This window comes from Vibrio sp. PID17_43 (assembly GCF_002608565.1).
Taxonomy (GTDB): domain Bacteria; phylum Pseudomonadota; class Gammaproteobacteria; order Enterobacterales; family Vibrionaceae; genus Vibrio.
The window spans coordinates 28,718-50,534 of sequence record NZ_LIXM01000027.1 but is presented as its reverse complement, the minus strand read 5'-3'; the positions used below and the strand labels follow the sequence as shown (position 1 = coordinate 50,534).

Below are 21,817 nucleotides of genomic sequence, written 5' to 3'. Positions count from 1 at the left end.
TGTCTGGTATGCACTCAACAAAAAGCGCCTTAAGAATCTGATTCTCGTTAGGAAATTTTAGCGCGTCATTCCAGCAAGCCTAAGCGCGACTAGGAATCTAATTGGCAAAGTGCACTGAAGGGCTTTCATAGCAATGAACCCGCAGCGCATTTTGATAACAGATTCTGAATCACGCTCGTTCATTCTTCATTCTAAGGAATGACGCTGTCTGGTATGCACTCAACAAAAAGCGCCTTAAGAATCTGATTCTCGTTAGGAAATTTTAGCGCGTCATTCCAGCAAGCCTAAGCGCGACTAGGAATCTAATTGGCAAAGTGCACTGAAGGGCTTTCATAGCAATGAACCCGCAGCGCATTTTGATAACAGATTCTGAATCACGCTCGTTCCTCGCTGTTCAGAATGACGAACATAAAGGTGTGTGTCTAAACCTTCTCCAAAAGCTCCGGCATGATCTCAAACAGATCACCAACCAAACCATAGTCTGCAACTTGGAAAATTGGCGCATCTGGATCGCTGTTGATTGCGACAATCACTTTCGAGTCTTTCATCCCCGCTAGATGTTGAATCGCCCCGGAAATACCAATCGCAATATACAACTGGGGCGCGACAATTTTACCGGTTTGACCTACCTGCAAGTCGTTTGAGACAAAACCTGCATCCACCGCAGCACGAGATGCACCAATGGCACCACCGAGTTTATCTGCGAGCTGCTCGACCAACGCGAAGTTCTCTTTGCTACCCAACCCGCGACCGCCAGAGACCACCACACTCGCTGCAGGTAATTCTGGTCTTGCGCTTTTCACTTTTTGCTGAGAAATAAACTCACTGTGTTCAGCGACTATCGTCGTCTCTAATGTTATGACATTCTCAACCACTGGAGAATCAGACATTACCACCAAATCAAAAGCCGAGCTTCGAACTGTCATGATTTTAATTGCATCATTCGAGCGCACTCTGGCTAACGCATTGCCCGCATATATCGGGCGAATGACCGTATCTAGAGACTCTATCGCCACCACATCAGATAGCTGACCAACATCAAGCAACGCTGCGACACGTGGCAGGAGATTTTTACCAAATGTACTCGCAGGGGCAAGAATATGAGAATAGGCTTTACCGACTTCCGCTATCAATGCAGACAGATTTTCAGCCAACGGATGCTGATACTCTGCTGCATCAATCACGATGATTTGTGAGACGCCCTGTACACGTTTCAAAGCATCCAGTACTGCACTGCATTGATGCCCTATCAGTAAAGCGCTAACCGGAAGCGTTGCACCATCATCGGTGATTTTAGAAGTCGCATTGAATGCTTTTAGCGTATCCACTGAAAGCGATTGATTATCGTGCTCGACAACAACCAAGGTTGCTAACTGCTTAGTTTCCATCGTCATGCCTCCTTACATCACTTTCGCTTCGTTCTTAAGTTTGTCAATTAACTCATTCACGCTGCCTACAATCTCACCAGCTTTACGCACTGGAGGTGACATAACTTCAAGTACTTCTTGCGAGCTCTCGACACTCACACCAAAGAACTCCGGAGTCATGACTGATAGCGGCTTTTTCTTCGCTTTCATGATGTTGGGCAGAGAAGCATAGCGAGGTTCATTCAAACGCAAATCGGTGCTCACTATCGCGGGCAACGTCAACTTCAACGTTTCTAAGCCACCATCAATCTCTCGCGTAACCAAAATCGCTTCCCCTTCCACTTTCAGTTCTGATGCAAATGTCCCTTGCGGCCGTTGAGTCAATGCTGCCAGCATTTGCGCTACTTGGTTATTGTCTGTATCAATAGACTGTTTGCCGAGCAAAACTAACTGCACGTGTTCTTGCTCCATGACCGCTTTTAGGAGTTTGGCAACCACAAGGGGCTCTGGGGATTGTTCAACATCAATATGAATCGCACGATCGGCCCCTAACGCTAACGCAGAACGTAACTGCTCCTGACAACTTGACGCACCAATCGAAACCACCAGCACATCTTCTGCTACGCCGGCTTCTTTAAGCCTGACGGCTTCTTCCACGGCGATTTCACAAAATGGGTTCATCGTCATCTTCACGTTGTTGGTTTCCACGCCAGAGCCGTCAGATTTCACTCTTACTTTAACGTAAGGGTCAATGACACGTTTAATTGCAACCAATACTTTCATACTCCCTCCTAGCAGATCGCCCAACACAAATCGCATCCTAGCGACTTAATCATGTGTGGTAGATAGAGTGATGAAAGCCGCTCATACTCAATGAATTCCCTGTTCATTTCGATTGGCCCATCACTGAGTGACAATGTCACTAAAAGCATTGAACACACACGATAACATCACCATTTGAGCTTAGTTTAGTTTACGTTTACGTCAACTGGACTATAGTTCTTTATACGGGTTGATGAGCAAAGACTGATTTATATAAAGGACACATAGGCATGGAAAGAGAATGCATGGAGTTTGATGTGGTTATCGTCGGGGCAGGTCCTGCAGGGCTCAGTGCCGCTTGTCGGTTAGCTCAGTTAAATCAAGAGAGTGAAAACGAACCGCTGTCCATTTGCGTGGTAGAAAAAGGCGCCGAGGTCGGCGCACATATCTTATCGGGTGCAGTATTTGAAACCCGAGCATTGGATGAACTTTTTCCTGATTGGCAAAACATGGGTGCCCCGCTTTCTGCGTCTGTTATTAATGATGCCTTCTTGTACCTCACAACCGAGCTTAACCATATTCGCGTTCCCCACTTTCTTACGCCAAATCCGATGCAGAATAATGAAAGCAATTACGTCATCAGCTTGGCAAACTTGTGTCGTTGGCTAGCAGAGCAAGCGGAATCACTCGGCGTCGAGATCTTTCCTGGGTTTGCGGCATCGAGCATCAACTATGATGCTTCCGGTAGTGTCACTGGCATCACCACCAGCGATATGGGATTAAACAAAAATGGCGAACCAAAACCCAACTTTGAAGCCGGTATCGAACTTAAAGCCCAATATACGGTATTTGCAGAGGGCTGCCGTGGCCACTTGGGCAAATCGTTGATTCAAAGATTCGGCTTAGATAGTGACACACAGCCGCAACACTACGCACTTGGATTAAAAGAGATATGGGAGCGACCTGTAGAGTCAAAAGCTCAATCCGGTAGCGTGATTCATTCCGCTGGTTGGCCGCTAAGTGAATCTGATACCACTGGTGGCGGCTTTCTTTACCATATGGAGAACAATCAAATCGCCGTCGGGCTAATCGTGGATTTGAACTATCGTAATCCATACCTTAGCCCATTTGATGAATTTCAACGCTTTAAACATCACCCTGCTATTGCACAACATCTACAAGGCGCGCAGCGCATTGCTTATGGCGCGAGGGCCATCGCCAAAGGTGGACTTTCTTCGCTACCGAAACAACAATTTCCAGGCGGTGTGCTGATCGGCTGCGATGCCGGCACGTTAAATGTGGCAAAGATAAAAGGCAGCCATACTGCAATGAAATCCGGTTTACTCGCAGCAGAAGCCATTGTCGAAGCGATGGCTCAATCAAAACAAGAACCAGACTATCAGCGCTTATTTAAATATTCATGGCTGTATGAAGAGCTAAATGATACTCGTAACTTTGGCGCAAACATTCATAAATTCGGTAGTATACTTGGTGGTGCCCTTTCAACCGTTGAACATAACTTATGGCAACCACTGGTTAAAAAGCCGTTACCATGGACGGTCACCGATCCGTCGCTTGATCATGAACAGCTAAAACCACTTCAAGATTGTCAACCTATCGAGTATCAAAAACCCGATGGTGTACTTAGCTTCGATAAACCCTCCTCAGTGTTTTTGTCTGGTACACTGCATGAAGAAAATCAACCATGCCACTTACATCTCACCTACCCTCACATCCCAATTGATGTGCATCTAGAGAAATTTGGCGAACCTAGCCAGCATTACTGCCCGGCAGGTGTGTATGAAGTCATTGAGATTGATGGCAAGCCTAAATTTCAAATCAATGCGGCAAATTGCGTGCATTGCAAAACCTGCGACATTAAAGATCCATCTCAAAATATCACATGGAAAGCCCCAGAAGGTGGTGGAGGCCCTAGCTATCGAAATATGTAGTGTCTAAGCGTGCAAGAGATAGTTCTCTTATACGTGCGTTTCTAGCGGTAAGAAATAAGGCGTTATGATTTCGCTAAATTGCACAATTGGTAGGGAGTAGACGGTAAGTCTGATAAAATTCAAGTCTTCCAGTAATCACGTTGATAGCACTGGATTTACCTAAAACTAGGAACTATTTTGACCAATAATGATATTTTACGCCGTGTACGTTATACATTTGATTTAAAAGACAATGCAATGACTGAAATCTTCTCTTTAGCCAATCTTGATGTGACCGTTGACCAAGTCACTAGTTGGCTCAAGAAAGAAGAAGACGAATCTTTTGTGAAACTTAGTGATACTGAATTGGCAATATTTCTAAACGGTTTTATCAATTTTAAACGTGGTAAACGTGAAGGTGAACAACCTAAACCAGAAGAGAAGTTAAGTAATAATATCGTATTCCAAAAGTTGCGTATTGCTTTGAACCTAAAAGCAGAAGATATTCTTGAGGTTCTGCAACTTGCGGATTTTCGTTTAAGTAAGCATGAACTCAGTGCGTTCTTCCGCAAACCGGATAACAAACATTATAGAGAATGCAAAGACCAAGTTCTTCGTAACTTCTTATTAGGGCTTCAGCTTCAGTTGCGCCCAAATGGTAACGAATCAGAATAAGAACAAACGGTTTAAAGTGATTGGCAACGCATGGTATTTTTACCATGCGTTGCGTTTAAGGTGGTTTCCAGAGGCTTAGATATTGGGTTGCTCACACCTAATAGGCGTTTGCTGGGATATTTCAACCTGACTAACCCGCTAAATTCATCGTATTTATTTTTGTAATATATGAATCGACTCAACATTCGAAGACAAATCGTAACGAATGTTCACCTTAGTATTCGCGCGTTCAAACGTCATTCTATCAAAATCTGTCATGACTATTTTGAATCCATTGCTCGCAAATAAACTGGTAACCTGAGTTCGTTTCTTAATTTCCATTGCTGAAGTGAGTATTCTTTCCATAGTAACCCCCGATTAATATGATTGCAGATACGCCTTAACATAAAGTGTGGCTGCGATAGAATCAATCGCCTATAAAATAGGCAAAAATGATGTAATAAAAGACAATCATTAATTTATAGCTCATATCTATACTTGCGAGATTTCCGCCGCAATTTAATTATGTGTTAACATTAATTTTGTGACAATCTGCCCAAAATGTTGATTTGCTCATTTTGTATTCAGTATATGATTGTAATGCTTACTTACAAAGCCAACCAGTAAATGAGTTAAGAGTGAGCCTGCACATAGCATTTTTAGCATACGGCGATTTTGTTATTGAGATGCCACAGGAAAAAAATGAAAGAAATCTATAATGACTTATTCTCTCAATCTTTTCCTAGTAAAGAACAACTCGTCGAGTTTGCCTTAAAACGTCATGGCTTTTGTAGCGACAACGGTTATTCTGGTGTGACATATCCAGAAGATTTAGATGAGTATGATCGTATTATTGAGAGCCAGTACATTCCCGACGGTATGGTTAACATTAACTATTGGGACGGCTCTTACAAAGAAGTCATGGTGAGTGAAAATGACTACCTTATCGCCTTAAAAATTTTCTTAACTTTAAATGGTAATGAAAACCTTGCAAGTATTCTGATTACGGAATAAACATTGCCCAGTGCTTTCAAAGCTGAGCTGATGCCAAATACTGGTTTAACAAACCAATGAGCGAAGTTTGACCCTATCCCCTATAAAATAATGCCCCTGCGAAGGATCATTCGCAGGAGAATATCAAAGCCGAGTTTTAATGCTGGCTTTATGCGACTTCGAACGCCAACGCCTTTTTCTCAACTTGGCGGAAAATCAACGTCAGAACGCCATTCACTGTTAAGTAGAATGCACCCGCAATACCAAAGACCGCTAACGTGTCGTAAGTTTGCGCGTTAATACGCTGGGCATAACCCATCAAATCCATGATCGTAATGGTGCTCGCAAGTGATGTTCCTTTAAATACCAAAATCACTTCATTCGAATAAGCAGGAACGGAACGGCGAATCGCATAAGGAAGAAGCACTTTCAGCGTTGCCGTTTTATTCATACCCAATGCGCGACACGCTTGCCACTGACCAGACGGTATCGCATTAAACGCCCCTTTAAACAGTTGTGTACTGTATGCCGCGGTATTCAATGCTAACGCTAACATTGCACAAAACCAAGGTTGACTTAACCAAATCCAAAAGACGCTTTCTCTTACTGCATCAAACTGACCCGGTCCGTAGTACACCAAGAAGATCTGAACCAATAAAGGCGTACCTGTAAACAAGGTGATAATGCCTCGGCTTATCCAATGTAAACCCGGGGTACGAAGGATCAGCGTCAACGTCATCATCAGCGCTAGGATGCAGCCCACGACTAAAGAAACCGCGGTCAATTGAAGGCTTGTACCTAAGCCATCGAGCATTTGCCAAACGTGCTGTTCGTTCATGCCGTCACCTCCTGCCCCATGCTCATACCTTGGATTGAAAACTTCTTATCAATCAACTTCACAGCCCGTTGCGTCATCAAAGTAATGCCTAAGTAAATTGCAGCAGCTGTCGCGTACCATGTAAATGCTTCATGCGTCGCTGCTGAGGTAAGCTGAGCTTGTTTCAGCAAATCGGTCACACCGATAAGTGATACTAACGCCGTGTCTTTTAGCAAAACCAACCATTGGTTAGTTAAGCCTGGTAATGCGTGTCTTACCGCTTGGGGCAAAACAATACGCACGAATGCATGAAATTGGCTGATGCCAAGTGCACTTGCGGCTTCTCTCTGCCCTCTACTGACCGCTTTTAACGCGCCACGTAAGGTTTGAGAAGCGTACGAAGCGAAGATTAACGACAGCGCCACAACACCAGACAAGAACGGGCTAACCTCAATAAAGTCTCCGGTGATCAGAAATAAAACCTGCGTCGAACCAAAATAGATGAACAACACGACAAGGATTTCTGGCAAGCCGCGTACAATCGTTACAAACGCCGTTGTTGGCCATTTCACAAATACGCGACGAGACATTTCACCACTGGCGAACACCACTGCCAGAATCAAACCGACGAAAAGGCTTGTGAATGCAAGCTGGACAGTCATCCAACTAGCTTGAACAAGCGTTAAAGAGTAACCCGTTAGTGCCATATTATTTACCGAAGTACTTATTATAGATGACGTCGTATTGGCCGTTCGCTTTCACCGTTTTCAATGCGGTGTTTAGCTTATTCACTAGCTCGTCATTACCTTTATTCACTGCGATACCAAAGCCGTTACCAAAGTATTTAGGGTTTGTTACGTGCTCACCTACGTACGCGAGGTTGTCTTCTTTCTTGAACCACTCAGCTACTACCGCAGTGTCACCAAAGACAGAATCAATACGACCGTTCTTCATATCGATGAATGCATCTTGGTAGCTTGAATAAGGCACCGCAGTCACACCCGGCATTTGATCAATGAGGTAGCTCTGGTGCGTGGAGCCATTTTGGACACCAACACGTTTACCTTCTAGCGCTTTTTGGTCCGCGATTTCATCTTGAATAGAAACAAACGCTGCTGAGTTTTCGTAATACGCATTCGAAAAGTTCACTTGCTCAAGACGCGCTTCAGTAATGTCCATTGCAGAGATGGCTGCATCATAGCGTTTGAATTTTAATGCAGGGATCAGGCTGTCAAAAGCTTGGTTATGAAAGCTACATTTTGCTTCCATTTCTTTACATAGTGCGTTCGCCAGATCGACATCGAAACCTTGAATCTGGTTGTTTTCATCCATGTATTCGAATGGCGCGTACGTCGCTTCCATCGCGAATTTGATCTCTTCTTGTGCTGCTGCGTTCGCAGAGATAAGGCCAATTAGTGAAGCTAGTAGAATCTTTTTCATTGCAATACTCCGTGTGTACGTCTTGGGCTGACACTCGCAATGACAGCCGTGTTTGACTGCTCTTAACTTAATGTTGTTTTAGTGTTTTAGATAATCAGCAAACTGTGTGGTTTGCGGATGAATAAATGCGTCGTGCGTGCCGTGCTCTACAATATGTCCTTTTTCTAGGTATAGAACATGGCTGGCGATTTTCTTGGCGAAATCCACTTCGTGTGTGACCACGACTTGAGTAATACCCGTTTCGCTCAAATCTTTTATAATTTTAACGACTTGATTGGTAATCTCAGGGTCTAGTGCTGCGGTAGGCTCATCAAAAAGCAACACTTCTGGCTTCATCATTAGCGCTCGTGCAATGGCTACACGTTGCTGCTGTCCGCCAGAGAGTTGCATCGGCCAGGCGTCTGCTTTATCCGCCAAGTGAAGGGTTGCAAGCACTTGCATCGCCTGTTGCTTTGCTTCGTCTTTATTCATACCAGCGACCTTCACTGGAGCCTCAATCAGGTTCTCTATCACGGTCAGGTGCGGCCACAGGTTGTACTGTTGAAATACCATGCCGACTTTACGACGAAGCTCAAGGCCTTGCTTCTCTTTAATCTCAATTGAGAAATCGAATGCATCACTCGCAATGTTTAACTGGCCGTTATCCGCCCCTTCAAGCAGGTTAAGGACGCGCAACAGAGAACTTTTCCCTGCCCCACTTGGGCCAAGTAACACAAGCGTTTCACCACTTTCACAATTAAAACTGACATCGTGAAGGACTTGTGTATTTCCGTAAGATTTATTGATGCTTTTAACTTGAATACTCATGCTGACATACTGCATTAATTGTCACTTTCCGCTTATACTATCAAGAAAGATTTTTTATGCAATAAAAATGTATAAGAATTTATATTGCTAATTTTTTTATAATTATCAACCAGCACAGCAGAGCATCTGACTGGTGCAATGAGTGTGGTTTTATCCGTATTTGGGTGGCATCAATCGACTTAGCACTCGGACACAAGCCCCACAGGACTTTTGTCCTTTAGAATTACGCAGCAGAAGCATCTTACGGCTATAGTTTGTATGAACTTTAGACATAACTGAGGCGGCGATGGATAAAGCTCGGTATCCCGTATCCCCACCGCGAAGCAATCGCAATTCTCTCGACTGCCTATCCAATTTAGGAGGCATCAAATGAAAATAAAAGCGCACAAACTTTTCAGAACTGACGACTCACAAGTTCCTTTCAAAAGAAGTCCGAATCAAAGTAGCGGTGCCATTCAACCTCGATATTTAGTCATGCACTATACCGCAGGCTCAAGCGCAGAAAGTTCGATCAGCTGGTTAACCAATCCCTTAGCGAAAGCATCCGCTCATCTTGTTATCGGCCGTGATGGTGCGATTACACAACTGGTCGCATTCAACCGAAAAGCGTGGCATGCCGGAAGGAGTCAGTGGAAAGGAGTCAAAGGTCTCAATAGCCATTCGATTGGTATTGAACTTGATAATCCTGGTTTACTTCAAGGCTCGGCTGGTAACTGGCGTACAACCTGGGGTCGCCCAGTTCCAGATAACGAAGTATTGGTAGATTCAAACGGTTCAGGCTGGCATGTTTATACAGAACAACAATTGGAAGTGGCGCGAGACGTCTCGCTTACGTTAGTTCGTCACTATGAATTAGAGGAAATCATTGGGCATAAAGATATCGCGCCGACAAGGAAAAACGATCCTGGTCCTGCATTTCCGATGTCCACCTTTCAGAGTTTGCTCGATGGGCGTAATAGTGACGATGAAGAGGAAATGTTCAAAACCACAACGGCTCTCAACATTCGTCTTGGCCCTGGCACCGAGTACGAAAAATTTGAAGATGTGTCCCCTCTTCCAAAAGGAACACGTCTATCGGTTTTGGAACATCATAACGTATGGCGTCGAGTGGATGTTTTAGACACGGTTAATGACGAAATGGATATCGTGGGTTGGGTACATAGCCGATATATAACCCGTGCTAATTGAAGTACCAGATCGATCCTAGTGAATACCATTGACGGGTTTACGCTTTCGGCATCGATATCATTCCTTTTGAGCACGGTAATTTTTCAATCGTCTTCTTTCTTCCCCCACGTTCCGTCTTCTTTACAAACAAGTCCTCCTATTACGGTTCCTGTAGGATAGGAGGTCCCATTATATATACAATCAGCATATATCGAGGATGAAAATAACAGTCCAAATAGAATAATAATTCTCATGTCATGTTCCTTTATAGACTCGATGGAATTAAGTATGCGGTAACAACTATAGTATCTTTACTTACATCTTCACCTAGCCATGATTCAACAAATTTCCTGCTTACCCACATATCACTGACATTGTCTTCTGTACAAATTAGTTTATGCGAAAACGCTTTAAATGCTCGCAATTCCTTTGTTTGATATTGTTCCGGAGGCGCAGCAAGAACCGCATGGTTTAATATGGGTGAATCAGGACAAACCACACCACCATCACCAAAAGGACTATCAGTTAACCTTAACGTGACGGTACTTTCAATCGGCTCAAAAGGGCCTTTGGCTTCTCTTACCATGATCCTCATTTCTAAACTCAGTGGGTTCTCCGTCGCCGGCAACTTCTCTATCTCGGAAGATATTTGTTTTGCAGACGAACTACTTAACGACCCCAAGTCTAGGATAAGTAAGTTTTTATTATTTTTGCCAATTGTGAATCGGCTTTCCCCGACTTCGAAATCAACAAACAAACCATCATTCCTAGACTGGATTGAAAAGCCAATGACAATTCCTAAGAGAAAAGTAAAAGACAGGAGCAATATTAAATCAAAATTTTCTGCTATGAACTTCCTCATGAGAACCTACTCTAACGAAGCCATTAATATTAATTTAAATACTAGCACATATTGATGTTTTACGATTCATTATGTTACTCAGAACAGTATTATCGATTAATTCTACCTATTTACCCAATATCAAAGAAAACACAATGAAATTATCAGGTTTAATACATCGTATTACCGTTTAGCGTCTCTTTGGGGATTTCTTGTAGCGCGTCCCAGTGCTCGACAATTTTTCCATTAAGATCAAAGCGAAAGAAATCCATCGTTACGTATTCCACATTATCTGGCCATGTCTGATGAGTATGTAGCGCAACTAAATTTCCTTCGGAAACGGCACGAACAAAGGTAATATCTTTATTTGGATACTCGTTTTGCATGCGTTCGAAATATTCAATAAATGGTAATGTACCATTACCGACTAAAGGGTTGTGCTGAATATATTCATCACCAACAAACAGTTCAACGGCTTTTCTCGGATTCCCTCGATAGGCCATCTCGTAGAACGCAATCGCGCTCCGTTTGTTCTCTTCCGTGTCGATTTGCATCGTGTTCATGGTGTTCTCCTGTTTCGGTCTCAGCGCAGACAACCCACCTTAGTGGCTCATGTTAACCAGTGTTACCTCTATCCATAGTAGCTGAGTGTGTAAGGGTGGTTCGAAGCATTTGACTAAGAATAGAAAAGCCTGAATCGAATTGTTCAACTCAGGCTTAAGTAACGGAACCGTTATTTCAAAATTGTGCTTCGATCTTTAGGTGTGACTCGACCTGTTTTAATTGCATCCGCCATATGCTTGATGATAGGACTCACTTTACCTTTGTCGTTTTCCATAAAATAGGTGTGCCCTTTAATATCAAACTGATTATTAAAGTCATCACAGTCCACTTCATACACTTTACTCGGCAACTTCGACATGTCTTCTGGCCCAGTCATCCCCATTCGGCGAGACAACGTTCTATTTTTCACATTGGCAACTTTCGATGCCGGCATTGCAAAATCATCGTTAGCAAAATAAACAACGATATTACGACCAGAATCAACGATGAAGCGACCATCTTCGCCTTCCTCTAGGATTTCATTTTTCACGTCTGCCGCGATCATAAAGACATTGCGAAATAGCTGTGGCATATTGCCCGCAGCGTATTTACTCGCCCATTCCTGTAAGGCATTTTTCATGACTCGGTTGCCCATCGAATGCGCTAAAACATTGATGCGTTTGTAACAGGGCTCCTTTTGCTGCAACTCATCTCTACGCCATGTATCAAACTTACCTAATAAGCGAGCAAAAGCTGGACCACTAAAATCAGCTGCATCTTGATCGTCCCAATAATCGTCAATGATCGCTCCTGTCCAATCGTCATCACAAGGCCAGATAAGAGGAATGACATATACGAGCGATGGAGACTGCTTATCCATCAATTGTTGTAGCTTCTCTGTATTTTCAAAAACATCACCTTCCATGTTGTTATTAAATCCATGGATATAAAACAAAAGTTGTGTTTCATTTGGCAAAGCTTTTAGTCTTTCAAAGAAGCTATCGCTTAAGATTTCGACATAGTCGTCTTTGCTGTTTCGTTCACAGAAGTACAGATTTTGGGAGACTGAGACATTGTTGTAATCAAAGCTGAGGCTTCTTCCACGCCTCGATCTTGCGGACTGTTTAGGCGTGCGGTTAGTAATAAATAACATAGCGATCCCTCTTTATTTATGTACCTAATATGAGCCTAGAAGCTTATCTACCTATAGGTTGTCTCTTTGTTGTGAATCATATGCAATTTATTAGCTGCTACAGAGCTATACCGTGTATCATCGAAATCACTCGTTATAGCGTATCGTAGGTGCGTTTTATCCGCATACAGAAAGCCTCCAACTATCGTAAACATAGAAGGAGGCTTGATTAAATTCGGTTAGAAAGTCAATAAACGACTAGGTGTTACTTTCTACGCTTGTAAACCACACAGAAGTTTCCGCGCTTTGTACGACACTTAGAACAACGTTCACAATCCACTTCGGCGCGATTACCTTCTTTCCAACGTTTGATCAGTTGTGGCTCCGCTAACAACGGACGGGAAAGCGCAAAGAACTGGATGTTGGTGTTTTCAGCTAGGTCTTCAATCGCGCTAAAATCGTTTAAGCCACCGACCGTAATCACTGGCACATTCACATCTTGGCTGATCACTTGGCTGTATTCGTGGAAGTAACCTTCTTGCTGTAGCGTGTAGCCATCAAACGAGTCGCCAACCATGGTATTTGCGTTGCCGTGAATGTTACCCGATACAATGATTGCATCCACGCCCACTTCTTCTAGCGTCTTACATACGATGCGCGTTTCATCGAAGGTTAAGCCGCCTTCAAAGAATTCAGTCGCCGTAAGCTTCACTAAAATGGGGAATTCATCACCAACTAACTGACGCGTTTCTGCATAGATTTCCATTAGGAAACGCATGCGATTCTCTAGGCTGCCACCGTATTGGTCTTCACGACGGTTGTAATATGGGCTTAAGAATTGGTTGATGAGATACGTGTGCGCCGCGTGGATTTCTACACCATCAAAGCCAGAATCTTGTGCTCGTTTACTTGCCAGTGCAAATGCCTTAACGATGTAGTCGATCTCGTCTTTGGTCATCGCTTTGCCTTCGGTTTTCGTGCCGCGCTCTGGCACTTCACTCGGGGCAAAAATCACACGCTCACCTACGTTGTAAGTGGTTTTAGTGCCACCGTAAGCAATTTGCATCACGATTTTGGAGTCGTGATCATGGACAAGCTCAGTCAGCTTTTTGTATTCATCGATGAAAGAATCATTGTAGATCCCCATCATGCCTGCGTTTGGCTTTTCTTCTTCAACGATGTTGGCGTAACCAGTGACAATCAGACCCACTTCACCTTGGGCAAGCTCTTCATAAATGTCGTACAGCTTGTCGGTCATATGGCCATCTTCTGTCGCCATATTTTCCCACGTTGCACTACGTACAAAGCGGTTCTTTAGTGTCATGTTGCCAATGCGGGCTTCGGAAAACAAAATGCTCAATGCGAGTCCTCTTAAATTGATCTTTGCATTATTGCTGGAACGAAAAAGGAACAGCCACACAAAGTATGGCTGTTCCTTGTCTAAATTCGCATTACGTCCAGTAATCGACGCGCACCTTACCGCCGATAAGGGGGGAGATCTTTAATCTGGATTAAGCTTTAGTGAGATTGATGGCTTCACATCCGCATTCCCCCATCCACTTCTAATACTCGCCCTGTAAAATAGTCATTTTCTAGAATGTACTTAACGGCGTGAGCAATCTCACTCGCATCCCCCATTCTACCAGCAGGAATCATGTTTTGTAGCCGCTCTATTGCCTCTGGTTTCATTTGCGCCGCCATCGCCGTCTTCACCACACCAGGTGCAATGGCTGCCGCCCGAATACCGTATCGAGCAAGCTCTCGTGCCCAAGTGGTTGCCATGGTTGCGACCGCTGCTTTAGACGCTGAATAATTGGTCTGCCCAATGTTACCCGCCCTTGCAACGCTGGAAATGTTGATGATCACACCTTTAGAGTTACTCGCAATCATCTTAACGGCGGCTTCTCTACCACACAGGAATGTACCTGTAACATTCACATTCATAACGAGGTTGAATTGCTCAAGTGACATCTTACTGATCTCGCCATCTTTTGCTTTGACCAATAAACCATCACGCAGTACACCTGCATTATTTATCAACCCGTTAAGCTTTCCAAAATCTTGAAGGATCTCATTAAAGGTTTCTTCAACTTCTGATTCGTTGGTGACATCCAATCGGTATATCAGCGCTTTGGCACTCAACATTCGGCATTGCTCCTGCGTGTTAAGCAACCCGGTTTCATTCACATCTAATAACGCGATATCAGCCCCAGCTTGTGCAAGGCTAACGGCCATCATTTGCCCAAGCCCTTGTCCCGCTCCGGTAATCGCGATCACGCTGTTTTTTAAGTCCATATGCTGTTAACCCTCCTGATGCTTATAAAATTCAAACAAACTAGAGAAATCAAGATCGGCATTCCCACTGGCATTGTGAAATGCGTAGAGGTTACGCGCTAACGAACCCATCGGAACTGAAGAGTGCGTTTGCAGTGCCGCATCTAAACCTAGCCCCAAGTCTTTCAGCATCAACTTACTCATAAAGCCTGGTTGGTATTGATTACTTGCTGGCGCATTGTCCATCACACCTGGACACGGATTGTACAGCTCTAACGCCCAATTTCGACCCGAGCTCTGCAGCATGATATTAGAGAGCACTTTAGGATCCAGCCCATGATCAATACCAAGATTCAGCGCCTCACAGGTTCCTGACATTAAGATGCCAAGCATCAAGTTATTGCAGATTTTTGCCATCTGCCCATCACCGGCTTTACCAGCATGAAACACATTTTTGCCCATGTAGCGCAATATCGCATTGGCTTTGGAGAACGCCTCATCGGTACCACCAACAATAAAGGTTAACGTTGCGGCATTTGCACCAGCGACCCCACCAGACACTGGTGAATCGACAAACAGCAAGTGCTTATTCGCCGCCTCATTTGCGACTAAACGTGCTGAATCTGGGTCGACCGTTGAACAGTCAATCAACAAGGTTTTTTCTGACACGAGGTTAAGTACTCCTACTCCGCCATGTAAGTCTCCTAAATATACCGATCTTACATGAATGCCGGTCGGCAACATGGTGATGACGGTGCTCGCGCCATCCACGACCTCTTCTAATGACTGAGCAACTATGGCACCAAAAGGTTCAAGCTGTTTGGCGGCGTTTACATCCAAGTCAAACACCTGCACATTAAATCCTGAAGCCAGTAAGTTTTGTGCCATTGGGCTTCCCATATTCCCTAGACCAATAAATGCGATGGTACTCATGCTGTTCTCCTTATTTTCCTAACTGTGCAAGCGGATGCTCTTCGTCTGACCACAACGACGTAAACAAACCATCGATGACCCTTTCATCAACGTCAGTAATGCTGTTGAACATCCATTTCGGCGCACCATCTTTATCCATAAGCCTTGATCGTACTCCTTCTTCAAATTCACCAAGCAATGCGCTTCGTACTGATAAAGTGAGCTCCAAACGAAAACAATCAGCCAATAATAGTCTGTGGTAGTCTTTAACTTGCCTAAAACAGATATGAGCGGTAATAGGGCTTCCTGCAGCGAACGTCTGCTTTGCATTTTCAAGCCATTGATTGCTAGACTCTAGCGCTAATATCCGCTGTGAAATCAGCTCAAGATCGTTGCCTTTACACGCTTCTTTAATTTGAGAGAGATAAGGGCATATTTGGGTCGTCGGTTTACTGTCAATCACTTGCTCCTCCATCAATTGTAGCAAGGCACTGACAAGCTCCTTCGCTCCGGCGGTTCCCCACTTCACTTGCTGTAATTCTTCCAACAACGCGGGGTATTGCTCCTCCAAAAGTAGCCATTCCGCCAAGCCAATCGTGACAGCGTCACTTGAATTAACCATTGCTCCGGTGAGTCCGAGAAACAACCCAACTTCGGGATCTATTTGGCTCAAAAACCACGTCCCACCAACATCGGGATACAAGCCAATATTGATTTCAGGCATAGCAAGTCGAGACTTTGGCGTCACCACTCGATGGCTCGTGCCCATAAACAGCCCCATACCGCCGCCCATGACGATGCCTTCTCCCCAACCAATGATCGGCTTTGTATACGTGTGGATCAGGTAATCACATTCGTATTCAAGCGCGAAATAGTTGGTGCAAAATTCCGCCGTCGCTTCTTTACTCTCGTTGTGCATGACGTGATACATGGTTCGCACATCGCCGCCGGCACAAAAGGCTTTTCCACCCGCACCGTTAAGGATGACACACACCAAATGTGGATCGTCTTGCCATTTGATCAACTGCTGATTAAGTTGGAAAAGCATGTCGTAGGTCAGTGCATTAAGTGATGAAGCATTATCCAAGGTTGCGATACCGATACGATGAACACCATCCATGCATTGCATTTCCGTTAGGGTTACCTTCCCTGTCATGCCGCCTCCTATTGGTTTTTCCAGTTTGGTTTGCGTTTTTCCAAAAAGGCGCGAACCCCTTCAGTTTGATCCTCGGTGTCAAATAAATTGAGGAACAACTCTCGCTCTTTGATGAGGCCGTGTTTAAGCGGTGCAGAGCGCATGTTCTGAATCAAAATTTTACAAGCCGCGACAGATGAAGGTGATTGGCTTGCCACCGACTTTGCCAGTTCAATGGATTTATTGAGCGCTTGACCCGTTTCGACCACTTCTTCTACTAACCCAAGTTCGTACGCTTTCTCGGCTCCGACTTGTTCGCCACATAGAATGATACGTTTCGCCCAACCTTCACCCACTAATGCAGTGAGGTTTTGCGTGCCACCAGCACAAGGGAGCAGCCCAACTTTCGCTTCTGGTAACGCCAAAACAGCTTGCTTTTCAGCAATGCGAATGTCACACGCTAAGGCAACTTCTAACCCGCCGCCCATGGCATAGCCGTTAATGGCTGCAATGGAGACACCTCGAAATGATGACAAGCACTCAAACGCCTCTCCAAATACTCTTGCCATGTCTAACGCGACCGCTTTGTCTCCATCGGCAAACAGCTTAAGATCCGCTCCTGCAGAGAAAAACTTATCACCTCTACCCGTGAGTACGAGTGCATAAACGTCTTTGTCTTCATTCAGTGCCAACACCAACTCTTTTAGAGCAATTAGGCTATCTGACGTCCAAGTATTTGCGGGGGGGTTATTCATCGTCACCACCGCCACATGATTACTGATGGTGTAGTTAATCGCTTGTTGTTCTGTTAATGACATATCGCTGAATCCTTTCTCAGTGAAAATGATCGGAGCAAAATCATATAAGTGATGATTGGTTGACCAGAAACCGGCGAGCAATGATTAACCGCATGATCTCATTCGTACCTTCCAAGATTTGGTGCACACGAACGTCGCGAAAGTAACGCTCCATTGGATATTCTTTGATGTAACCGTATCCACCATAGAGTTGTAAGGCTTGGTCGCAGACTTGAAAACCGACATCCGTTGCAAAGCGTTTTGCCATCGCACAGTAAGTGGTGGCATCGGGATCGCCTCGATCGAGCTTACTGGCGGCATAGCGAACCAATTGCCTTGCCGCCACAAGCTCTGTCACCATGTCTGCCAGCTTGAACTGCAGGGCTTGGAACTGAGCCAAAGGCTTGCCGAACTGCTTACGTTCTTGCATGTACTGCGCCGCATGATTTAACGCTTGCTGCGCGGTGCCTATCGAGCAAGTCGCTATGTTGATGCGACCACCATCGAGCCCTTTCATAGCGAAGGCAAACCCCTGTCCTTCTTCACCTAATAAGTGACTCGACGGAATCGACACATTATCGAACATCACTGCGCGTGTCGGTTGGCTGTTCCAACCCATTTTCGGCTCTTTTCGCCCGTAACTGACACCATGCGCATCAGCGGGTACCACAAATGCAGACACACCTTTGGCTCCAGCATCACCTGTCCTCGCCATCACGACTAACACTTCGGTATCCCCTGCTCCGGAGATAAAGGTCTTGCCGCCATTCAGCACATAACAGTCACCTTGCTTCGTCGCTGAGGTCGTCAATGAAGCGGCATCGGATCCTGCATTTGGCTCGGTCAAACAATAAGACCCTAGGTATTCTCCGGTAATAAGCTTTGGACAGAACTTGTTCTTCACCTCTTCGGTTGCAAAGCTTGCTACCATCCAGGTGACCATATTGTGAATCGTCATAAATGCCGTGGTTGACGTGCACCCCATAGAGAGTTGTTCAAAGATAATGGAGGCGTCTAATCGGCTTAAACCCAAACCTCCCTGTTCTTCTGGCGTATACAGACTGAGAAATCCCAACTCACCCGCTTCACGCAATATGTCTTTGGGGAAGATTTGCTTCTCATCCCACTCTGCTGCCATCGGTGCTAACCGTTCTGCTGCGAACTGTTCGGCCGTATCAGCAAACATCCGTTGCTCTTCATTGAGTTCAAAATCCATATGAGCACCTTACTCTTAGTTAGTGCAGATTGATGGTGAGATTGGGACCGGTGGGAATATCGTCATCAAACCAACGGGCAGTCACCGTTTTGGTCTCGGTGTAAAAGCGCACCGCCTGTTTACCATAAGCATGAAGATCGCCATAAAAACTGCCTCGCCAACCCGTAAATGAGAAGAAAGGCAGCGGAACAGGTATAGGCACATTCACGCCAACCTGACCAACTTGAATCTCATGTTGGTATTTTCTTGCAGCCCCACCATTCGCCGTGAAAATCGACGTACCGTTGCCGTAAGAGTTACGATTCACCAGCGCTATCGCCTCTTGCAAGGTATCCACTTCAATACACACCAGTACCGGACCAAATATTTCTTGGGTGTAAATCGACATCTCCGTTGTTACACCACTAAACAGGGTTGGCCCAACCCAATTACCGTCAGGGAAGCCTTCGACTTCACATTGGCTACCATCGAGTTCACATACCGCACCTTGTTGCTTTCCTTCTTCAATCAGTCTCAGCACACGTGCTTTCGCCTGCGCACTGATAAGCGGGCCATAAGCCGCACTTTCATCATCCCAAGCTCCTGGATGCACTTTGGCCATCTCTTGTTTGAGTTCGCTTATCCACCCTTTCGAACTGCCAACAAATACCGCTACTGATATCGCCATGCAACGTTGACCAGCAGCACCCACCGATGATCCAACAAGATTACTCACGACCTGCCCTTTGTTGGCATCTGGCATCACCACCATATGATTTTTCGCCCCTGCAAAAGCTTGGACGCGTTTGAAGTTTTGTGTTGCTTTGGTGTAAATGTATTTCGCGACAGGCACGGAACCAACAAACGACACCGCTTGAATGGTCTGGCTCGCCAATAAGAAATCGACTTGTTCTTTTCGGCCATGCACGATCTGCAACACACCTTTTGGCGCCCCCGCTTCTTCAAACAGCTCGGCCAATCGAATTGAGGTCAGAGGGACTTGCTCGGATGGCTTGAGAACAAATGTGTTCCCGCTGGCAATCGCAATTGGAAACATCCATAAAGGAATCATTGCCGGGAAATTAAATGGTGTGATCCCACAGCACACGCCCAGCGGTTGAATCAAAGAATAACTGTCGATATCCGTGGCCACATTTTCAACCGTTTCCCCCATCATATGACTAGCAATATTGGCGGCTTGCTCTACCACTTCAATTCCTCGCCATACATCCCCTTTTGCATCAGCAAAGATTTTTCCCGTTTCGTGTGAAAGGAGTGTCGCCAATTCATCATGGTGCGTTTTTAACAAATGTTGATAGCGAAGCATGAGCCTCGCGCGTTCCGACACCGCGACATTCTTCCAGCTAGAAAATGCCTTGTTAGCGCTTTCAATTGCAGCTTGCATCTCTTCATCGGTTGAACATGGAAGGTAAGCAATCACCTCATTAGTGGCTGGGTTATTAACTTCTATCCAATCTGCGGTTTGAGATTCACGAAATTCACCATCTATGAATAAGGGAACCAAACGAGTCATAAGCTAATCCTTTGTTAACGTAATGATACTGACACCAATCTAAGTAACCCTGAGCCACTTCTGTTGACTAAAAGCCATGAGCTCCTATTTCCGTTGATCAGAGTCAAGCGGTATTTCGACAGCAATGGCGGTTGCTTCTCCACCACCAATACACAACGATGCTACACCTCGCATCACCGTCTTATTATTGGCATTCCCTTCAACACCCAAAGCTTGAAGCTGGCGCAGACTGTGAATGAGTGTGACTAAGATTCGAGCACCACTGGCACCAATGGGGTGACCAAGTGCACAGCTCCCCCCTTTGATGTTGACTTTGTTTTGATCGAGGCTTAACTGGCGAACAGCAATTTGGGTAACCACGGCAAAGGCTTCGTTGATTTCCCAAAGATCCACTTCATCCACCGACCAGTCGAGCTGTGAGAGTAATTGCTCAATTGCAAATACAGGTGCAAGGGTAAATTCTGAAGGCTTTCTTGCATGTGTCGAGTAACCCTTAATGACTGCTAATGGCGTTAAGCCTTTATGACGGGCGCTTTCTTCATCCATAAGTACGAGCGCAGCCGCACCATCTGAAATCGCGCTGGAATTCGCCGCCGTGATGGTCCCAAGAGAGTCGAAAGCCGGCTTAAGCTTAGGGATTTTTTCGAGTTTGATTGAGCGTGGATGCTCATCGTAATCCAGAGTCAAAGAGGCAATTGGTGTAGTTACGTCGATCGGAGAGATTTCATCATCAAACAAACGCTGCTCTTGTGCATCTAGCGCACGTTTGGCAGACATCATCGCCCATTCATCCATTTGCTCTCGCGTGAACTCAGAGTGATCGGCCGTCTGCTGAGCATACACGCCCATTAAATGCCCTTCATAAGCGTCTTGCAAACCATCAAGAAACATATGGTCATACGTCGATTTGTGCCCCATACGCATACCATTCCTTGCTTCTTTGAGTAAATATGGCGCATTGGTCATACTTTCCATACCACCAGCGATAGCAGTATTGATCGAACCCGCTTTAATCAGATCGCTTGCCAGCATGACGCTCTTCATGCCTGAACCACAAACTTTGTTGATCGTCGTACAGGCGGTGGTGTGTGGTAAGCCGGCTCCCAAAGCCGCTTGCCTAGCGGGAGCTTGGCCACAGCCCGCTGCTAAAACACAACCCATGTAGACTTCATCCACCGATTTAATACCACATGCTTTTAAAGTTGCCTTAATCGCCAATGCACCTAACTGCGGCGCAGAGTAGCTTCGTAATTGACCTTGAAATCGCCCAATTGGCGTTCTCTTGGCGCTGACAATCCAGATGTCGTTTCTCATGATGCCGTCCTTATTGACGATAATTCACCGATCACGAACTCATCCCTCACACCTGCTACCACGGGCTTCCACATATTTTGCATGGTAGCTCCAGCCTCTTATAAAGCGACGAACTTTCGCACTGTGATTTCTTGACGTTTACGTAAGCATAGCACTAACATTTACGTCAACGTTAACAAACAACTTTATAACAATTAAATTT

General features: G+C 45.2%; 22 protein-coding genes. 4 read left to right on the top strand and 18 right to left on the bottom strand.

All coding sequences use genetic code 11. The features are described 5' to 3' along the window. Window positions 1-422: 422 nt before the first annotated feature. Both AK965_RS17405 and AK965_RS17400 read right to left on the bottom strand, forming a co-directional pair. On the bottom strand, window positions 423-1,388 hold the full coding sequence (locus AK965_RS17405) for an electron transfer flavoprotein subunit alpha/FixB family protein (RefSeq protein ID WP_099080793.1): 966 nt from the start codon (window positions 1,386-1,388) through the stop codon (window positions 423-425). Between the two features lie 12 nt (window positions 1,389-1,400). After that, window positions 1,401-2,150: an electron transfer flavoprotein subunit beta/FixA family protein gene (locus AK965_RS17400; protein ID WP_099080792.1), complete on the bottom strand. Its 750-nt coding sequence runs from the start codon at window positions 2,148-2,150 to the stop codon at window positions 1,401-1,403. A 269-nt stretch (window positions 2,151-2,419) separates the two neighbouring features. Between AK965_RS17400 and AK965_RS17395 the strand changes: the two genes are divergently transcribed. Together AK965_RS17395 and AK965_RS17390 are read left to right on the top strand one after the other, a co-directional pair. Continuing rightward, the gene (locus tag AK965_RS17395; protein ID WP_099080791.1) at window positions 2,420-4,081 is read left to right on the top strand and encodes an electron transfer flavoprotein-ubiquinone oxidoreductase; all 1,662 of its coding nucleotides are present in this window, start codon (window positions 2,420-2,422) and stop codon (window positions 4,079-4,081) included. 177 nt (window positions 4,082-4,258) lie between these two features. After that, on the top strand, window positions 4,259-4,735 hold the full coding sequence (locus tag AK965_RS17390; RefSeq protein WP_099080790.1) for a DUF1456 family protein: 477 nt from the start codon (window positions 4,259-4,261) through the stop codon (window positions 4,733-4,735). Between the two features lie 153 nt (window positions 4,736-4,888). Here the strand turns inward: AK965_RS17390 and AK965_RS17385 are convergent, their stop codons facing one another. Then, window positions 4,889-5,080: a hypothetical protein gene (locus AK965_RS17385; protein WP_099080789.1), complete on the bottom strand. Its 192-nt coding sequence runs from the start codon at window positions 5,078-5,080 to the stop codon at window positions 4,889-4,891. A gap of 336 nt (window positions 5,081-5,416) precedes the next feature. Between AK965_RS17385 and AK965_RS17380 the strand changes: the two genes are divergently transcribed. Beyond that, window positions 5,417-5,728, top strand: coding sequence for a hypothetical protein (locus AK965_RS17380; protein ID WP_099080788.1), 312 nt, complete (start codon window positions 5,417-5,419; stop codon window positions 5,726-5,728). A gap of 148 nt (window positions 5,729-5,876) precedes the next feature. Here AK965_RS17380 and artM read toward each other — a convergent pair whose 3' ends face one another. The 4 genes from artM to artP form a co-directional block, all read right to left on the bottom strand. Further along, entirely contained in the window at window positions 5,877-6,545 is a 669-nt protein-coding gene (artM, locus tag AK965_RS17375) for an arginine ABC transporter permease ArtM (RefSeq protein ID WP_099080787.1), read from the bottom strand. Continuing rightward, entirely contained in the window at window positions 6,542-7,231 is a 690-nt protein-coding gene (artQ, locus tag AK965_RS17370) for an arginine ABC transporter permease ArtQ (protein WP_099080786.1), read from the bottom strand. The genes artM and artQ overlap by 4 nt, the downstream gene beginning before the upstream one ends. Window position 7,232: 1 nt before the next feature. Further along, on the bottom strand, window positions 7,233-7,964 hold the full coding sequence (locus AK965_RS17365) for an arginine ABC transporter substrate-binding protein (RefSeq protein ID WP_099080785.1): 732 nt from the start codon (window positions 7,962-7,964) through the stop codon (window positions 7,233-7,235). 78 nt (window positions 7,965-8,042) lie between these two features. Beyond that, window positions 8,043-8,771 carry an arginine ABC transporter ATP-binding protein ArtP gene (artP, locus tag AK965_RS17360; protein WP_099080798.1) on the bottom strand — a complete coding sequence of 243 codons (729 nt, stop codon included), beginning with the start codon at window positions 8,769-8,771 and terminating at the stop codon, window positions 8,043-8,045. A gap of 369 nt (window positions 8,772-9,140) precedes the next feature. Here artP and AK965_RS17355 point away from each other — a divergent pair, with 369 nt between their 5' ends. Next, window positions 9,141-9,959 carry an N-acetylmuramoyl-L-alanine amidase gene (locus tag AK965_RS17355; RefSeq protein ID WP_099080784.1) on the top strand — a complete coding sequence of 273 codons (819 nt, stop codon included), beginning with the start codon at window positions 9,141-9,143 and terminating at the stop codon, window positions 9,957-9,959. 244 nt (window positions 9,960-10,203) lie between these two features. Here the strand turns inward: AK965_RS17355 and AK965_RS17350 are convergent, their stop codons facing one another. The 11 genes from AK965_RS17350 to AK965_RS17300 form a co-directional block, all read right to left on the bottom strand. After that, window positions 10,204-10,800, bottom strand: a complete 597-nt coding sequence (locus tag AK965_RS17350; protein ID WP_099080783.1) for a hypothetical protein — start codon at window positions 10,798-10,800, stop codon at window positions 10,204-10,206. 149 nt (window positions 10,801-10,949) lie between these two features. Further along, complete coding sequence (locus tag AK965_RS17345) at window positions 10,950-11,342, bottom strand: nuclear transport factor 2 family protein (RefSeq protein ID WP_099080782.1); 393 nt, start codon at window positions 11,340-11,342, stop codon at window positions 10,950-10,952. Window positions 11,343-11,512: 170 nt separating this feature from the next. Next, a complete protein-coding gene (locus tag AK965_RS17340) occupies window positions 11,513-12,475 on the bottom strand; it encodes an alpha/beta hydrolase (protein WP_099080781.1) in 963 nt (320 codons plus the stop codon). A 244-nt stretch (window positions 12,476-12,719) separates the two neighbouring features. Next, window positions 12,720-13,814, bottom strand: coding sequence for an NADH:flavin oxidoreductase (locus AK965_RS17335; RefSeq protein WP_099080797.1), 1,095 nt, complete (start codon window positions 13,812-13,814; stop codon window positions 12,720-12,722). Window positions 13,815-13,990: 176 nt separating this feature from the next. After that, complete coding sequence (locus tag AK965_RS17330) at window positions 13,991-14,749, bottom strand: SDR family oxidoreductase (RefSeq protein WP_099080780.1); 759 nt, start codon at window positions 14,747-14,749, stop codon at window positions 13,991-13,993. 6 nt (window positions 14,750-14,755) lie between these two features. Next, the gene (gene mmsB, locus AK965_RS17325) at window positions 14,756-15,661 is read right to left on the bottom strand and encodes a 3-hydroxyisobutyrate dehydrogenase (protein WP_099080779.1); all 906 of its coding nucleotides are present in this window, start codon (window positions 15,659-15,661) and stop codon (window positions 14,756-14,758) included. A gap of 10 nt (window positions 15,662-15,671) precedes the next feature. Further along, the gene (locus tag AK965_RS17320; RefSeq protein WP_099080778.1) at window positions 15,672-16,796 is read right to left on the bottom strand and encodes an enoyl-CoA hydratase/isomerase family protein; all 1,125 of its coding nucleotides are present in this window, start codon (window positions 16,794-16,796) and stop codon (window positions 15,672-15,674) included. A gap of 8 nt (window positions 16,797-16,804) precedes the next feature. After that, window positions 16,805-17,593: an enoyl-CoA hydratase gene (locus tag AK965_RS17315; protein WP_099080777.1), complete on the bottom strand. Its 789-nt coding sequence runs from the start codon at window positions 17,591-17,593 to the stop codon at window positions 16,805-16,807. A 40-nt stretch (window positions 17,594-17,633) separates the two neighbouring features. Then, entirely contained in the window at window positions 17,634-18,788 is a 1,155-nt protein-coding gene (locus AK965_RS17310) for an acyl-CoA dehydrogenase family protein (RefSeq protein WP_099080776.1), read from the bottom strand. Between the two features lie 19 nt (window positions 18,789-18,807). Then, window positions 18,808-20,301 carry a CoA-acylating methylmalonate-semialdehyde dehydrogenase gene (locus tag AK965_RS17305; protein ID WP_099080775.1) on the bottom strand — a complete coding sequence of 498 codons (1,494 nt, stop codon included), beginning with the start codon at window positions 20,299-20,301 and terminating at the stop codon, window positions 18,808-18,810. 84 nt (window positions 20,302-20,385) lie between these two features. Then, window positions 20,386-21,615: a thiolase family protein gene (locus tag AK965_RS17300; protein ID WP_099080774.1), complete on the bottom strand. Its 1,230-nt coding sequence runs from the start codon at window positions 21,613-21,615 to the stop codon at window positions 20,386-20,388. Window positions 21,616-21,817: the final 202 nt, after the last annotated feature.

What these genes read in the sequence shown, in the direction of transcription:
- AK965_RS17350 (WP_099080783.1), bottom strand. Translation starts at nt 10,800, where the DNA reads ATGAGGAAGTTCATAGCAGAAAATTTTGATTTAATATTGCTCCTGTCT.
- AK965_RS17340 (WP_099080781.1), bottom strand. Translation starts at nt 12,475, where the DNA reads ATGTTATTTATTACTAACCGCACGCCTAAACAGTCCGCAAGATCGAGG.
- artP (WP_099080798.1), bottom strand. Translation starts at nt 8,771, where the DNA reads ATGAGTATTCAAGTTAAAAGCATCAATAAATCTTACGGAAATACACAA.
- AK965_RS17320 (WP_099080778.1), bottom strand. Translation starts at nt 16,796, where the DNA reads ATGACAGGGAAGGTAACCCTAACGGAAATGCAATGCATGGATGGTGTT.
- artM (WP_099080787.1), bottom strand. Translation starts at nt 6,545, where the DNA reads ATGAACGAACAGCACGTTTGGCAAATGCTCGATGGCTTAGGTACAAGC.
- AK965_RS17315 (WP_099080777.1), bottom strand. Translation starts at nt 17,593, where the DNA reads ATGTCATTAACAGAACAACAAGCGATTAACTACACCATCAGTAATCAT.
- AK965_RS17355 (WP_099080784.1), top strand. Translation starts at nt 9,141, where the DNA reads ATGAAAATAAAAGCGCACAAACTTTTCAGAACTGACGACTCACAAGTT.
- artQ (WP_099080786.1), bottom strand. Translation starts at nt 7,231, where the DNA reads ATGGCACTAACGGGTTACTCTTTAACGCTTGTTCAAGCTAGTTGGATG.
- AK965_RS17310 (WP_099080776.1), bottom strand. Translation starts at nt 18,788, where the DNA reads ATGGATTTTGAACTCAATGAAGAGCAACGGATGTTTGCTGATACGGCC.
- AK965_RS17385 (WP_099080789.1), bottom strand. Translation starts at nt 5,080, where the DNA reads ATGGAAAGAATACTCACTTCAGCAATGGAAATTAAGAAACGAACTCAG.
- AK965_RS17365 (WP_099080785.1), bottom strand. Translation starts at nt 7,964, where the DNA reads ATGAAAAAGATTCTACTAGCTTCACTAATTGGCCTTATCTCTGCGAAC.
- AK965_RS17395 (WP_099080791.1), top strand. Translation starts at nt 2,420, where the DNA reads ATGGAAAGAGAATGCATGGAGTTTGATGTGGTTATCGTCGGGGCAGGT.
- AK965_RS17300 (WP_099080774.1), bottom strand. Translation starts at nt 21,615, where the DNA reads ATGAGAAACGACATCTGGATTGTCAGCGCCAAGAGAACGCCAATTGGG.
- AK965_RS17380 (WP_099080788.1), top strand. Translation starts at nt 5,417, where the DNA reads ATGAAAGAAATCTATAATGACTTATTCTCTCAATCTTTTCCTAGTAAA.
- AK965_RS17330 (WP_099080780.1), bottom strand. Translation starts at nt 14,749, where the DNA reads ATGGACTTAAAAAACAGCGTGATCGCGATTACCGGAGCGGGACAAGGG.
- AK965_RS17405 (WP_099080793.1), bottom strand. Translation starts at nt 1,388, where the DNA reads ATGGAAACTAAGCAGTTAGCAACCTTGGTTGTTGTCGAGCACGATAAT.
- AK965_RS17400 (WP_099080792.1), bottom strand. Translation starts at nt 2,150, where the DNA reads ATGAAAGTATTGGTTGCAATTAAACGTGTCATTGACCCTTACGTTAAA.
- AK965_RS17305 (WP_099080775.1), bottom strand. Translation starts at nt 20,301, where the DNA reads ATGACTCGTTTGGTTCCCTTATTCATAGATGGTGAATTTCGTGAATCT.
- AK965_RS17345 (WP_099080782.1), bottom strand. Translation starts at nt 11,342, where the DNA reads ATGAACACGATGCAAATCGACACGGAAGAGAACAAACGGAGCGCGATT.
- mmsB (WP_099080779.1), bottom strand. Translation starts at nt 15,661, where the DNA reads ATGAGTACCATCGCATTTATTGGTCTAGGGAATATGGGAAGCCCAATG.